Annotated in this window: 12 protein-coding genes; 5 read left to right on the forward strand and 7 right to left on the reverse strand. The window is 63.0% G+C overall.

Going from position 1 to position 14,431, the window contains the following annotated elements; genetic code table 11:
- From selB to fdnG, 6 genes are all read right to left on the reverse strand, one after another.
- Window positions 1-1,410 (reverse strand): selenocysteine-specific translation elongation factor (gene selB / locus QOC89_RS07570; RefSeq protein WP_323044460.1); only part of this gene is annotated, 1,410 nt, incomplete at its 3' end.
- Window positions 1,407-2,837, reverse strand: a complete 1,431-nt coding sequence (gene selA, locus QOC89_RS07575; protein ID WP_323044461.1) for an L-seryl-tRNA(Sec) selenium transferase — start codon at window positions 2,835-2,837, stop codon at window positions 1,407-1,409. The genes selA and selB, both read right to left, overlap by 4 nt.
- Before the next feature lie 15 nt (window positions 2,838-2,852).
- Window positions 2,853-3,848, reverse strand: coding sequence for a formate dehydrogenase accessory protein FdhE (fdhE, locus tag QOC89_RS07580; protein WP_323044462.1), 996 nt, complete (start codon window positions 3,846-3,848; stop codon window positions 2,853-2,855).
- A gap of 136 nt (window positions 3,849-3,984) precedes the next feature.
- On the reverse strand, window positions 3,985-4,650 hold the full coding sequence (locus tag QOC89_RS07585; RefSeq protein WP_323044463.1) for a formate dehydrogenase subunit gamma: 666 nt from the start codon (window positions 4,648-4,650) through the stop codon (window positions 3,985-3,987).
- Window positions 4,637-5,569 carry a formate dehydrogenase subunit beta gene (gene fdxH / locus QOC89_RS07590; RefSeq protein ID WP_323044464.1) on the reverse strand — a complete coding sequence of 311 codons (933 nt, stop codon included), beginning with the start codon at window positions 5,567-5,569 and terminating at the stop codon, window positions 4,637-4,639. Before fdxH ends, QOC89_RS07585 begins: the two co-directional genes overlap by 14 nt.
- Before the next feature lie 9 nt (window positions 5,570-5,578).
- Window positions 5,579-8,647, reverse strand: a complete 3,069-nt coding sequence (fdnG, locus tag QOC89_RS07595; RefSeq protein ID WP_323044465.1) for a formate dehydrogenase-N subunit alpha — start codon at window positions 8,645-8,647, stop codon at window positions 5,579-5,581.
- A 190-nt stretch (window positions 8,648-8,837) separates the two neighbouring features.
- Between fdnG and QOC89_RS07600 the strand changes: the two genes are divergently transcribed.
- From QOC89_RS07600 to QOC89_RS07620, 5 genes are all read left to right on the forward strand, one after another.
- On the forward strand, window positions 8,838-9,200 hold the full coding sequence (locus QOC89_RS07600; protein ID WP_323044466.1) for a beta-xylosidase: 363 nt from the start codon (window positions 8,838-8,840) through the stop codon (window positions 9,198-9,200).
- A 169-nt stretch (window positions 9,201-9,369) separates the two neighbouring features.
- Window positions 9,370-10,434 (forward strand): selenide, water dikinase SelD, encoded by a 1,065-nt coding sequence (gene selD, locus QOC89_RS07605; protein WP_323044467.1) that lies wholly within the window; start codon window positions 9,370-9,372, stop codon window positions 10,432-10,434.
- 136 nt (window positions 10,435-10,570) lie between these two features.
- Entirely contained in the window at window positions 10,571-11,638 is a 1,068-nt protein-coding gene (gene mnmH / locus QOC89_RS07610; RefSeq protein WP_323044468.1) for a tRNA 2-selenouridine(34) synthase MnmH, read from the forward strand.
- 31 nt (window positions 11,639-11,669) lie between these two features.
- On the forward strand, window positions 11,670-12,725 hold the full coding sequence (locus tag QOC89_RS07615; RefSeq protein WP_323044469.1) for a permease: 1,056 nt from the start codon (window positions 11,670-11,672) through the stop codon (window positions 12,723-12,725).
- Between the two features lie 3 nt (window positions 12,726-12,728).
- Window positions 12,729-12,863 carry a hypothetical protein gene (locus QOC89_RS07620; protein ID WP_323044470.1) on the forward strand — a complete coding sequence of 45 codons (135 nt, stop codon included), beginning with the start codon at window positions 12,729-12,731 and terminating at the stop codon, window positions 12,861-12,863.
- A 91-nt stretch (window positions 12,864-12,954) separates the two neighbouring features.
- Here the strand turns inward: QOC89_RS07620 and dhaL are convergent.
- On the reverse strand, window positions 12,955-14,431 hold a 1,477-nt coding region (dhaL, locus tag QOC89_RS07625), incomplete at its 5' end, for a dihydroxyacetone kinase subunit DhaL (protein ID WP_323044471.1).

Raw genomic sequence — 14,431 nt, forward strand, 5'->3', positions numbered from 1 at the left:
AAGCGGCGCTGCGATCCGGCGCAAGCGCGATATATCCGGGCCCAGTTCGTCTGGCGAGCGCTCGTGGTACTGCTTGAGTGTCGTAGTCAGCCGCGCCGCCAAGGCCTGCCACGACGCGTCTGCGACCAGCAATGCATCGTTACCGGGAAGCTCCACGACGCGCGTATCAGAAGGCAACGCGAGCACGGCTGCCTGCATGCCCGTCAGTCTTTCCAGCAACGAACGGGATAACCCATGCGGCGCTCTCGCCAACAGCGAATCCAGCGCGCCGGTGTCGAGCATGCGCTGAATCGCATCGAGCCACGCAAGCCGCTCGGCCGAGCGACGCTTGCGCGAAGGGGCGAACGGATCCAGCACATGACCGCCGCCAATCGTGCGACTAGCCTGCGCGTTGCGCACGACAAAGCGGTCGCCGGGAAGCGCACACACCGGCCGTTCAAACACGAACTGCACGCGCGCCCGCTGACCTGCGCCGAGTGTCTCGCCATCGAGCAACGCAACATGCGCGACCTGATGCTGCGTGCCCAGATGCACGTGCAGCGGCGCCCAATGCTCGAGCGTCAACGGTGCATCGGCAAGGAGCGTCAGCATGACGTCGATACGTTCCGAAGCTTGCGGCAAACGCGGATCGACGATCCAGTCGCCGCGATCGATCGCGCTCTTCTCGATGCCTGCCAGATTCAACGCGCAACGCTCGCCCGCGCGTCCGCTCTCAGCGGGACGATTCTGCGCATGAATGCTGCGCACACGCACCGGCTGATTCTTCGGCGCGAGCAGCATGGTATCGCCCACGCTGACGCGTCCCGCCACCACGGTCCCTGTCACGATCGTGCCTTGACCCGCGAGTGTGAAAACCCGATCGACGGCGAGACGAAACAGGCCGTCGTCGCGCTTCATGCGCCACTCGGCCGCCGCTGCATGCAAATGCGCCTTTAGCTCGGCCACGCCAGGATCGTCGTCACGCGTCGCGCAGGTCTCGAATACCGGTGCGTTCCGCAGCACGGTGCAGCTCAAAAATGCCGCAATCTCTTCGCGCACCTGCTGCAGCCGCTCAGCGTCAACGCGGTCTATCTTGGTCAGTGCGATCGCGCCGCGCTTGATGCCGAGGAGTTCCACAATCGCGAGATGTTCGCGCGTTTGCGGCATCACGCCATCATCCGCGGCGATCACGAGCAGCGCGAAATCGATCCCGCTGGCACCCGCGGTCATCGTATGCACGAGCTTTTCGTGGCCCGGCACGTCGATCAGGCCGAGCACGTCGCCGTTTTCAAGCGGCACGTACGCATAGCCCAGTTCGATCGAAATGCCGCGCGCCTTTTCTTCCTTGAGGCGATCCGTATCGACGCCCGATAGCGCTCTCACCAGACTCGTCTTGCCGTGGTCGATATGCCCCGCCGTACCGACGATCATGCGTGGGCGTCCTTCAGTTGCTCGATCAATTGCGCTTCATCGGCGGCTTCGAGACAGCGCAGATCGAGGCGCAACGCATCGTCCGCGATCCGGCCGATGACCGGCCGAGCCATCTCGCGCAGCCGTTTTTCGAGCGCGAGCAATTGCCGGCCGCCGCGTTTGCCATCGGCCGTCCTGACGACGAGGCCATGGCTCGGCAATACATCGACGGGCAACGCGCCGCTGCCGATCTGGCTGAACATGGGCTCCGCCGCCACGGCATAACGTTCGCCGACCATGCGCTGCAACGCGGGTTGTACCCGTTCCGCGGCAAGCCGGATCTCGTCGCTCGAACGAGTGAGCAAACGCAGCGTGGTCAGCCGCTCGGCCAGCTTTTCCGGTGCGCGATACAGCTGCAGCACAGGTTCCAGCGCCGCCAACGTCAATTTGCCGACCCGTAACGCGCGCTTGAGCGGATGCTTCTTGATCTTCGCAATCAGATCGCGCCGGCCGACAATCAGGCCGGCCTGCGGGCCACCGAGCAGCTTGTCGCCGCTAAAAGTGACAAGGTCGGCGCCGGCTTCGATGGTTTCGCGCACCGTCGTCTCACGCGGCAAACCCCATTGCGTCAGATCGACCAGCGTGCCGCTGCCGAGGTCCACGGCAACCGCAAGGCCACGCGAATGCGCGAGCGGCGCAATCGCCTCGATACCGACTTCTTTCGTGAAACCGTTGATTGCGTAGTTACTCGCGTGGACTTTCATCAGCAACGCGGTTTGCGGGCCAATGGCTTCGTCGTAATCCTTCAGATGCGTGCGATTGGTGGTGCCGACTTCGCGCAGCCTGGCGCCCGCGCGGCTCATGATGTCGGGAATCCGAAACGCGCCGCCGATTTCAACCAGCTCGCCACGCGACACGATCACTTCTTTCCGCGAGGCCAACGCGGACAACGTGAGCAACACCGCGGCCGCGTTGTTGTTGACCACGGTCGCCGCTTCAGCGCCGGTCAACTCGCAAATGAGTTCGTCGATCAGATCGTCGCGGTCACCGCGCTTGCCAGTGCCGAGATCGAACTCGAGATTGGCCGGTTGCGTGAGCGCTTTCATCACGGCCTGCACCGCTTCGTCCGGCAACAGCGCGCGGCCGAGGTTGGTATGCAGCACGGTGCCGGTCAGATTGAAGACGCTCCGCAAGCGCGTCTCGTTGCGCTGGCGCAGCGCGGCTTCGACCGATACCTGCAGTTGTGCGACATCGAGCGCGCACACCGACGCAACGCCGGACTGCGCGCTGACACGCCAGCTATCGAGCGCCTGACGCAACGCGCCCAACACCTGCGTGCGGCCGAACTCGCTCAGCAGCGCCGCAAATTCGGCCGACGCCAACACTTTTTCCACCGACGGCACACGCGCCATCAGCGCGCGCAATTCAGAGCCGGTTACATCGCTCACGAGGCAATCCTCTTTTCAGTCGGACTCGCCGGAAGACTCGTCTGCGCTGCCAGCCTGCTCCGGCCACAGCCACGGATGCGGCGACGCGCGCCGGTAACCTTCCGCCCCCATCAGCAGATCCAGCGTGAGACTGGCGAGATCGTCCGCGAACGGTTCGAAATCGTAATCCTTCGACTGAATGCCGATCTTGCGGTAAGTATGGCATTCGTCGCACGACTCCGCCTTCAGGAATGCATTCTTCGTATCGGCCTCCCGAGCGGCCTCGTCGGCGTCTTGCGAGCCGACCGCGTGATAGGCGATGCCTTTGGTCGAGTCGCAGTTCGAACATTTCGAGCGGACCATGTGCCATTCGGTCGCACACAGACCGCATTGCAGGTAGCGGTAATTGTCATACGCGCCGCCTACCCGCACCATGCTCGCCACCGGATGCGATCCGCAGACGGGACACAGGCCGAGCGTCTCGAGATACGGCACGTCGCGCTTGTCGATATCGGCAGCGAGATCGGTCCACACCACTTGCAGCGCGGCCATGATAAACGGCGCGCTCGCCGGATCGATTTCGTCGAAACGCTGCGCGAAGATCGCATCGGCCTGGACTTCGAGCGTGGCTTGATCGAGGGTTCTCAGCCTGGCAATCAGCGCTTCGAGCGGCGGCAGCAACGGGCCGGCGGCTTGCACCTTGTCGAGCAACTGAAGCAGAACGTCGTGCCACGCCGGATCGCGTACGCCGGAGAGCGCCGGAATCAACGGCATGGAGTGCTGTTGCGCGCTCGCAATCAACTCGGCGCTGGGCGGCTTCGCCTTGAAATTCACGATCACCGCTTGCTGCGCGTCGGCGAGCACGGCCATCAGGCGCAAATATCCGGCAATCGGATTGCTGAGCGCGGCCAGTTGACGCAGTCGCGCCGCACGTGCCGAAAACACCGCCAGCCGTTCCGGCGTACGGATGCGGGGAATCGCCGAGTGATCGAGCGACTCGATATCGCCGGCTTCAAGAATGCGTTGAACCACAGTATCGACCTCTGAAAACTGCGCTGAAAACCGCGCTGAAAACGAAAGAGCCGCCGCGGTTCGTCGAACACGGGCGGCGGCTCGGAGTGCGGTGCGCGGCAAGTCGCGCCGCACTTTTACCTGTGCTTTACCGATCCTACTTGCCGATGATTTCCTTGAACCAGTTCGGATGATGCTTTCTCGCCCAGCCGTAGGTCACGGTCCCGCGCGTCATGGCGCCAATCGAGCCCTTGATCCACAACGCCGCATAAATATGCACGACGATGCCGACGATCAGCACGAACGCCGCCGCGGCATGAACCAGCGCCGCGAGACGGATGACCTCGATCGGGAAATAGAACGAGAAATAGCGCCGCCAGATCACGATGCCGCTCGCCAGTAACAGCAGCAAGCAGATCACCATCGTGAAAAACAGCAGCTTTTGGCCGGCGTTGTACTTGCCGATCGCGGGGAGCTTGTCCTCACGATTGTTGAGCACGTCGTCGATCTGCTTCATCCATTGGATGTCGGCGCGGTCCAGATAGTTGTGATGCCAGAAGCGCAACGCCAGAATCAGGAACGACAGGAACATCACGCAACCCACGAAGGGATGCAGAATCCGCGTCCATTGCCCGCCGCCGAAGATCGCGTAGAGCCACGACATCGCCGGATGAAACATGGCGAGGCCTGATAACGCCAGCAGCACGAACGTGATCGCCGTGATCCAGTGATTCGTCCGTTCATTCGGCGTGTAGCGCTGAATCAGACCGTTGCCCTTCACATCTTTGAGCACACCGTGCTCATCATGCTCAGCGTGCTTCATCGGATGCCTCCCGGGAACGACGTGCTTCATCGACCTCGTGCTGTGCTTCGGCTTCTTCCGCCTCCGTCACCTCGTTCGGACCCACGCGCGTGTAGTGGAAGAAACCCGCCACGGCGGCGAACGCGATGCCGGCCAGCGCCAGCGGCTTGGCCAGACCTTTCCAGATGGAAACCATCACGCTGATCTTCGGATTCTGCGGCAAGCCGTGGTACAGGGTGGGCTTGTCGGCGTGATGCAGCACGTACATCACGTGCGTGCCGCCCACACCGGCCGGATCGTACAAACCGGCGTTCTGGAAGCCACGATCCTTCAGATCGACGATCCGATCCGCCGCCTGCTGCTTCATGTCCTCCTTGGTGCCGAACATGATCGCACCGGTCGGGCAGGTCTTCACGCAGGCCGGTTCCTGACCGACAGCCACGCGGTCCGAACACAGCGTGCATTTGTACGCGCGGTTGTCCTGCTTCGAAATGCGCGGCACGTTGAACGGGCAACCGGTGATGCAATAGCCGCAGCCAATGCAGTTCTCCTCGTGAAAATCCACGATGCCGTTCGTGTACTGCACGATCGCGCCCGGAGAAGGACAGGCCTTCAGACAGCCCGGATCCTCGCAGTGCATGCAGCCGTCCTTGCGGATCAGCCACTCGAGATCGCCTTCGGTATTCTCGTACTCCGAGAAACGCATGACGGTCCACGAATGCTCCGACAGGTCGCGCGGGTTGTCATAGATGCCGGTCGTCGTGCCGATCTCGTCGCGCAGATCGTTCCATTCCATACACGCCGTCTGACACGCCTTGCAGCCGATGCACTTCGACACATCGATGAGCTTGGCGACCGTGCCCGTGACCGGCACACGGATCTGCGGCTCGGGCAAGGTCGTAGCCGAGAGGCGTTTGATATCCAGTGATTGCAGTGCCATCTCTTTTCCTTATGCCTTTTCGACCTTGACGAGGAACGACTTGAATTCCGGTGTCTGCGAATTCCCATCGCCCACGGAAGGCGTTAGCGTATTGACGAGATAGCCCGGCTTCGTGAGTCCCTTGAAGCCCCAATGCAACGGCAATCCGACTGTCTGGACCTTTTTCCCTTCGATCATCAGCGGTTTGATCCGCTTGGTGACGAGCGCCACGGCGATGATGTGCCCGCGATTGGACGACACCTTCACGCGATCGCCCGCAACCACGCCGACTTCCTTCGCCAGGTCCTCGCCGATTTCCACGAACTGTTGCGGCTGCACGATCGCATTCAAACGCGCGTGCTTGGTCCAGTAGTGGAAATGCTCGGTCAGACGATACGTGGTCGCCGTATGCGGGAAGTTCTCGTGCGTGCCGAATGCGGCCCGATCGTCCGGGAACACGCGCGCAGCCGGACTGCTGACGACCGCCTTGTGGTCCGGATGCAGCGGGTTATAACCGAGCGGCGTTTCGAACGGTTCATAGTGCTCGGGGAACGGCCCTTCCACCAGACCGTCGCGCGAGAAGAAACGCGCCACGCCTTCCGGATTCATGATGAACGGATTCATGCCGTTTTCAGGCGGCTCATCCACCTTGAAGTCGGGAATGTCCGCTCCGGTCCACGCCTTGCCGTTCCACGCGATCAGCTTGCGGGTGGGGTCGAACGGCTTGCCGCTCAAATCGCACGAAGCACGGTTGTACAGAATGCGCCGGTTCGCCGGCCATGCCCACGCCCAGTTCAGCGTGTTGCCAATGCCGGTCGGATCGGAGTTGTCGCGCCGGCCCATCTGGTTGCCCGCCTGGGTCCACGACCCGCAGAAAATCCAGCAGCCGCTTGCCGTGCTGCCGTCGTCCCGAAGCTGCGCGAAACTCGCCAATTGCTCGCCCTTTTTGGCGAGGACCTTGGTTTTGTCGGTGGGATCGGTAACGTCGGCGAGCGCCTTGCCATTGAACTCCATGGCGAGTTCCTCGGGCGTTGGGCTTTCCGGATTCGAATACGGCCAGCTCATCTTGAGAATCGGATCGGGATACTTGCCGCCATGTTCCTGGTAAGCCTTGCGGATGCGCAGCCACAGCCCCGCCATGATTTCCAGATCGCTCTTCGCTTCGCCCGGGCCGTCCGCGCCCTGCCAGTGCCACTGCAACACGCGGCTCGAGCTGACCAGCGAGCCGCGTTCTTCCGCGAAACAGGTGGTCGGCAGACGGAAGACTTCCGTTTGAATCTTCGACGGATCGACGTCGTTGAACTCGCCGAAGTTCCTCCAGAACTCGGAGGTTTCAGTGGCGAGCGGATCCATGACGACGAGCCACTTCAGCTTGGCCAGACCCGCGCCGATCTTCGCCTTGTTCGGCGCCGCGGCGAGCGGGTTGAAGCCCTGCGCGATGTAGCCGTTCATCTTGCCTTGATTCATCAGCTCGAAGACTTGCAGCATGTCGTACGACTTATCGAGCTTGGGCAGATAGTCGTAGCCGAAATTGTTCTCGGCGGTCGCGTTATCGCCCCACCACGACTTCATGAAACTGACGTGGAACGCGCGATAGTTGCGCCAGTAGCTGAGCTGGTTCGGCCGCAGCGGCTGGCTGGCGCGCTTCGTGATGAAGCCGTCGTAATCCTGCTCGGCTTCCAACGGCAAGGTCATGTAACCCGGCAGCAGGTTCGACATCAGCCCCAGGTCAGTCAAGCCCTGAATGTTCGAGTGGCCGCGCAGCGCATTCATGCCGCCGCCCGAGATGCCGATGTTGCCCAACAGCAATTGCACCATGGCGCCGGTGCGGATGATCTGCGCGCCGATCGAGTGATGCGTCCAGCCGAGCGCATACAGGATCGTGCCGGCGCGTCCAGGGACGGCCGTCGATGCCAGCATCTCGCACACTTTCAGGAATTTGTCCTTCGGCGTGCCACAGGCTTTTTCGACCTGCTCGGGCGTATAGCGCGAGTAGTGCTGTTTCATCAGTTGATAGACGCAGCGCGGGTGCTGCAGCGTCGGATCGACCTTCGCGAAGCCGTCATCGCCGCGCTCATAGTCCCACGTACTCTTGTCGTAGCTGCGTTTATCCGCGTTGTAGCCGGAATACAGACCGTCTGTAAACGAGAAGTCCTCACGAACGATGAACGGCATGTCCGTGTAGTTCTTTACATACTCGTGCTGGATCTTGTCGTTGGTGAGCAAATAGTTGATCACCCCGCCCAGGAACACAATGTCCGAGCCGGTCCGAATCTGCGCGTAATAGTCCGCGACCGATGCCGTGCGCGTAAAGCGCGGATCGACCACGATCAGGCGTGCCTTGCGATGCGCCTTCGCTTCCGTGACCCACTTGAAGCCGCACGGGTGCGCCTCGGCCGCATTGCCGCCCATTACCAGAATCACGTCCGCGTTCTTGATGTCGACCCAATGGTTCGTCATCGCTCCACGGCCAAACGTCGGGGCAAGACCTGCCACCGTCGGGCCATGTCAGACACGTGCCTGATTATCGAATGCGAGCATGCCAAGACTGCGGACAGTCTTGTGTGTCAAATACCCTACTTCATTGCTACCGGCCGATGCTGCGAGCACGCCGGTGGTCAGCCAGCGGTTGACCTTCTTGCCGTCTTCCGTGGTCTCGACGAAGTTGGCGTCGCGGTCTTCCTTCATCAGTCTGGCGATGCGGTCGAGCGCGTCTTCCCAGGAAATCCGCTGCCATTCATTCGACCCCGCCGCGCGGTACTCCGGATACTTCAGCCGGCTCTCACTATGAATGAAGTCGATCAGGCTCGCGCCCTTCGGGCACAACGTGCCGCGATTTACCGGGTGATCGGGATCGCCTTCAATGTGGATGATGCTGGACTTTGCGTTCTTGGCGTTGTCGCCAAGTCCATACATCAAGATGCCGCAGCCCACCGAACAGTACGGGCAGGTATTGCGGGTTTCGGTTGTGCGCGACAGTTTGTACTGACGGACCTCAGCTAGCGCGGGTGCCGGAGAGAAGCCCATGAGGGCCAAACTTGATCCGGCGAGCGTGGTGGCGGAGACCTTTAGAAACTGTCGCCGGGACATGTGGGTCATGTAATGGCCTCGGCTCTTTTTCAGGATACTGATAAGGATTATAGAGGCCCATATGAAGTCTTGCAGCGAGACTGCACTCCGCCAAAACGTCATTAAATATGAAGTTCCACAGCCGGTTGCGACGGGCCGGGCACCATTCATGCTGCTTGGTTTGGCGAAGGACCAACCCTTACCTGGATCGTTCGCTCCTATGACTACTCGTCGAAACCTCGCTCCCCCTCTGACACGCAGTTTCTTTAGCGCAGCGACATGGGGCGCTTCCGTGCGTATCGTTTCGCTCGCGCTCGCTAGTGCGCTGTTGGCGATGAGCCCGGGTAGCTTTGCTCAGATCACGCAAGGCAATGGCTCCTCGCCGCAGGAAAATCGCACCTCCTCCAGGGGCGCCGCGCCCGAAGCGTCCGCCACGGCGGTCCACGAATCGCAGAAGCCGCAAACCAAAGACGGTGCCTCCGGCACCGCGCGCGGCAAGACGGCCGGCCAGGGGCACAAGACCCAAGGTGCTGGCGGCTTCGATAACGGGCTATACGGCACCGGGGCGGGCAGCAACAAATAACCGGGTCTCTGCCGCGGCTCGACTGGCCGCGCCGCGCGTGGCTATTTCAGGTGCGGCTTCGCTGCCGTGCCCGGCCTCTGAAACAAGTAACGTTTGGCGGCTACTGCACTGCGCGGCGCGCGAACAACCGCCATAATGCGGTCATTCGAAGCCCGAGATTCGCGCCACAATGACCGATACACGTCCCACCCCGAACCTTTCGCCCCGCCTGACCAGCCTGTCACACGGCGGAGGCTGCGGCTGCAAGATCGCGCCCGGCCTGCTCGCCGATCTGCTCAGACGCAGCGCCCCGCTGCCGTTCTTTCCCGACCTGCTGGTCGGCAACGATACCGCCGACGACGCCGCCGTCTACCGGCTCAACGACGAGCAGGCAATCGTCGCCACCACCGATTTCTTCATGCCGATCGTCGACGATCCGTTCGACTTCGGCCGCATCGCCGCAACCAATGCGCTGTCGGACGTCTACGCCATGGGCGGCAAACCGCTCATGGCGCTGGCGATCGTCGGCATGCCGATCAATGTGTTACCGCACGACGTGATCGCGGCCGTGCTGAAAGGCGGCGAGTCCGTCTGTGCCGAAGCCGGCATTCCGCTTGCCGGTGGCCATTCGATCGATTCTGTGGAACCCATTTATGGCCTTGTTGCGATCGGCGTGGTCGATCCGCGGCGCGTCAAACGCAATGCAGGCGCGCGGGCGGGCGACGTGCTGATCCTCGGCAAGCCGCTTGGCGTGGGCGTGCTGTCGGCGGCGTTGAAAAAAGACCGGCTGGATTCAAACGGCTACGCCGCGATGATCGCGGCCACCACCAAGCTCAACCGGCCGGGCGCGGCGCTATCCCGGCTCGACGGCGTGCATGCCCTCACGGACATCACCGGCTTTGGTTTGCTGGGTCATACGCTGGAATTGGCGCGCGGGTCGAATCTGACCGCTCGCGTGCGCTACGCGGATCTGCCCTGGTTGCCCGACGTGGTCAGCTTCGCCCAGGCCGGCATTTTTACCGGCGCCTCGGGGCGTAACTGGGACGCATACGGCAAAGACATCGTCTTGCCGACCTCATTACCGTCGACGGCCCGTACGCTCCTCACCGATCCGCAAACCTCGGGCGGCCTGCTGGTTTCGTGCGCACCGGCGGTGGTCGACGAGGTGCTCGCCCTGTTCCGTGCCGACGGTTTCGACGACGCGTGTGTGATCGGCGAAATGGTCAGCGGAGAACGGCAAGTCGAGGTGATCTGAGAAGCAGTCGGGTTTGAGCCGAGGTGATCCGGGGAGGTGACCCGGCGAGGCGCGCCAGGAACCCGGCCGCCAGCCGGCATTGACGGCGCATGCGATAATTTCGCTTCTCCCGCCGGTCCGTTTCGTCCATTTTCCTTTGAAAAACCTCCTCGTCAGCCTCGACCAAGCCGGTGATTTCGATGAAATCATCGATGTGCGCACGCCTCTAGAGTTCGCCGAAGACCATATTCCCGGCGCACTCAACGCGCCAGTGCTGAGCAACGAAGAGCGGGTTCTGGTCGGCACGATGTACAAGCAGGTCTCGCCGTTCGAAGGCACTCGGATCGGCGCGGCGCTGGTGGCGCGCAACATCGCGCATCATCTGGAAACGACTTTCGCGGACCGGCCGCGCAGCTGGCGCCCACTGATCTACTGCTGGCGCGGCGGGAAACGCTCAGGATCGGTCACGACGCTCTTCAATATGATCGGCTGGCCCGCGCGCCAGTTGAACGGTGGCTATAAGAGCTATCGGCGGGCCACGCTGGACACCCTCGACGCGTTGCCGAAGACGTTCAACTACATCGCGCTAGTGGGCCCGACAGGCAGCGGCAAGACGCGCCTGCTTGACGCGCTGAATCGGGCCGGCGCGCAAACGCTGGACCTCGAAGCACTGGCGGCCCATCGCGGTTCGCTGCTCGGCGCGTGGGCCGGCATTGCGCAGCCGTCGCAGAAGCGCTTCGACACGCTGCTGGTCAGCGCCCTGCGCACCTTCGATCCGCTGCGGCCCGTGTTCGTCGAAGCGGAGAGCCGGCGGATCGGTTCGATCGCGCTGCCGCCCGCGCTCCTCGAAACGTTCCATCAAGGCGCCTGCGTCGAAGTCTTGTCGAGCCACGAAGACCGCGCGGCGTTCCTGCTGCACGACTATGCGCACCTGTTCGACGATCCCGAATCGTTGAAGGCGCAACTGCAGAAGATGATCGGTTTGCATAGCCGCGAACGTGTCACGGGCTGGCAACACCTCGTCGATGAAAATAGCCGGGCCGAGCTCGCTCGCGAGCTGATCGAACGGCACTATGATCCCGCGTATGCGCGCAGTAGCCACCAGCATTTCGTCCAGCTGCCGCGTGCCTTGCAAATGAAATTCCGGCCCAACGACGCCGACGTGGTGGAGCAGGCAAAAGCACTGCTTGCTCAACTCGATAACAATGCGCTCGCCCTCACCTGATTCAAAAACCAAAAGTTCAAGACCATCCATCATGCAATCAACCCTCCGGCAGCCCCGCGTCGCCCTTGGCTGGATCGTATTCCTGCTGATCGCCGTCGTCGGCCTCTTCTATGTGAAGTGGTTCCCGTACTACAACCGCGCCTTCGTGGCCGCGAGCCAGCACTCCATCGGCAAATCGATCTTGATGGGCACGTCGGCGAGCGCGCCCGCGGCGTCGTGGCAGGCGGCCATCGATTACGCGCTCGCCTACGGCAAGGCCATCTGGCAAGCCATGGTGCTGGGGCTTCTGCTGGGATCGGCGGTGCAGGCGCTGATTCCGCCGCAGTGGGTCGCACGCGCACTCGGCCGGAGCGATTTCAGCAGCGTGGTGAAGGGCGGCCTGATGTCGTTGCCGGGCATGATGTGCACGTGCTGCGCCGCGCCGGTCGTGGCCGGCTTGCGCGCCCGTCAAGCGGCGCCCGGTGCGGCGATCGCGTTCTGGTTGGGTAACACGGCCCTCAATCCGGCCACGCTGATCTTCATGGGCTTCGTGCTCGGCTGGCAATGGATGGGCCTGCGGCTCGCCCTGGGCCTCGTGATGGTGTTCGGCCTCGGCTATCTGGTGAACCGGATGGTCACGCCGAAGGAAGCCGAAGCATCGCGCGAAGCCATGGCGAAACTCGTCACCACCGACGACCCGGGCACCGCGTTCACGCGCTGGGTGAAAATCCTCGGCACCATGACGCTGCGTCTGATTCCCGAATACATCGTGCTGGTGCTGATTCTCGGCGCGGCGCGGACATGGCTCTTTCCGCACATTGGACCCAACATCGATAACAGCTTGCTGTGGATCGTCGCTTTGGCGATCGCCGGAACGCTGTTTGTGATTCCGACCGCGGGCGAAGTCCCGATCATCCAGGCCATGCTTTCTTTCGGCATGGCCGCCGGGCCGGCCGGCGCTTTGCTGATGACGCTGCCGCTGATCAGCGTGCCGTCGATGGCGATGCTCGGACGTTCGTTCCCGAAGCGCGTGCTGACGATGGTGGCTTTGGCGGTGGTGGTGTGTGGCGTGGTCAGCGGATTGCTGGCGATAGCATTGGGGTTTTAAAGCATGAAACGCATTGCCGCATTCACGGCGACGACCTGGTCGGCCGCTGCCCTTCTTTACTTCGGACAGCATTCGGTCGCGCTGATCGTGGTGAGTGGGGTTGTCGCGCTGGCGGGCTTCGATCTGCTTCGTCCGTGACAAGGCCGCCGCGCTTGGCGGGCGGCGGCGGACTTTTCTGAAACACCTGGCAACTGAGTTTGCGGCTTGGTCTTGCGGATAGCTCTTGCGATCAGCTCTGCGCCAGTGCGGCGCGAATCGCCGCGAGCCACAACGCCACGGCATGGGCGCCGGGGTCCACGTGACCGAGCGCGCGATCGCCGACATAACTCGACCGTCCGCGCCGCGGATGCATCGACGCGGTTTGCTCGACACCTTCGGTTGCGGCATCGACGGCGGCTTTCAATGCTGTGTCGAGCGCGTCTTCTGAGTTTGCGAGCACGGCTTGCAAGGCATCGGCAGCAGGTTTCAGCGCGTCGACCATCGTGCGATCGCCCGGACGCGCACCGCCTAACTCCATCAGTCCAGCGACGCCCTCGCTAAACGCCGACGACCACGCCCTCGCCGACACGCCATCGTCTCGCTCGAGCGCGACCGCGGCACGCAGCAACATCACCGCGTAAAGCGGTCCCGAAGTACCGCCGACCACGCGCCGAACCGTGGCGGACAGGCTGCGCAACACCGCGCCCGGCATTGTTTCCGCAGGATAGGTATCGAGTTCGTGGAGAATGCCTCGCGCCCCGCGAGACAGGCTGATGCCGAGGTCGCCGTCACCGACGCGTTGATCCATGTCGGTCAAGGTCGGCTCGGCCTCGAGCAGGCACGCGCAAACGGCTTCGATCACGTGGCGCAACGTCGCTTCCGGCGCGAGCGTCGCGCCACTTGTACGGTCCGGCGTGGCGGGTGAGGGCAGCACGGAAACCTGCGCAACGCGGCCGCTCAACGCAGGCCACGCGGAGGTGTGCGCCGCGGCGTCGAGCCAGCCGAGGCGTTCATCGTTCACGCGCAACAGTGTCAACGAAACGCCCGACATCTCGAGCGCGCTCAGGAAGGTGCCGGCCCATGCACGCTCCACGCGGATGCCGCGGGCCGCAAGATAACGAAGCGCCGATCCGGCCACAATGCTCAATTCGCTCGATGGCGTGCCGCCGAGATTGTTCACCAGCAAAGCCGTTCGCGCCCCCGCTTGCAATGACAAGTCGTCGACGATCTTCGCGAGCAGCCTTTCGACGATTGCGTCGGCCGGCGCCATGGCGCCGCGCTCTACACCGGCTTCGCCGTGGATACCGAGGCCCCATTCGATTTCGCCGTCGCCGAGCTCAAAGCCCGGCTTGCCCGCGGCCGGGACTGTGCAGGGCGTGAGCGCGACGCCCATGGTGCCGAGCGAGGCGGCTACGTCGCGCGCAATCTGCGCGACCTCGGCCAACGGGCGGCCTGCTGCTGCGGCTGCACCGGCAATCTTGTGAACCAGCACGGTCCCCGCGAGGCCACGGCGGCCCGCATGGTCACCGCTCGCCGAGAGCGCGACGTCGTCGGCAACGATCACCATTTCCGTGGGGATACCCTCGGCACGCGCGATCTCGGCGGCGAGGCCAAAGTTGAAGCGGTCGCCCGTGTAGTTCTTCACGATCAGCAGGGCCCCCGCGGTTCCGGCTACGGCGCGGATCGCGTCGAGCACGGCGTCCGTCGATGGCGACGTGAATACTTCG

This window comes from Paraburkholderia sp. (genome assembly GCF_034668105.1).
In the GTDB taxonomy this organism is placed as follows: domain Bacteria; phylum Pseudomonadota; class Gammaproteobacteria; order Burkholderiales; family Burkholderiaceae; genus Paraburkholderia.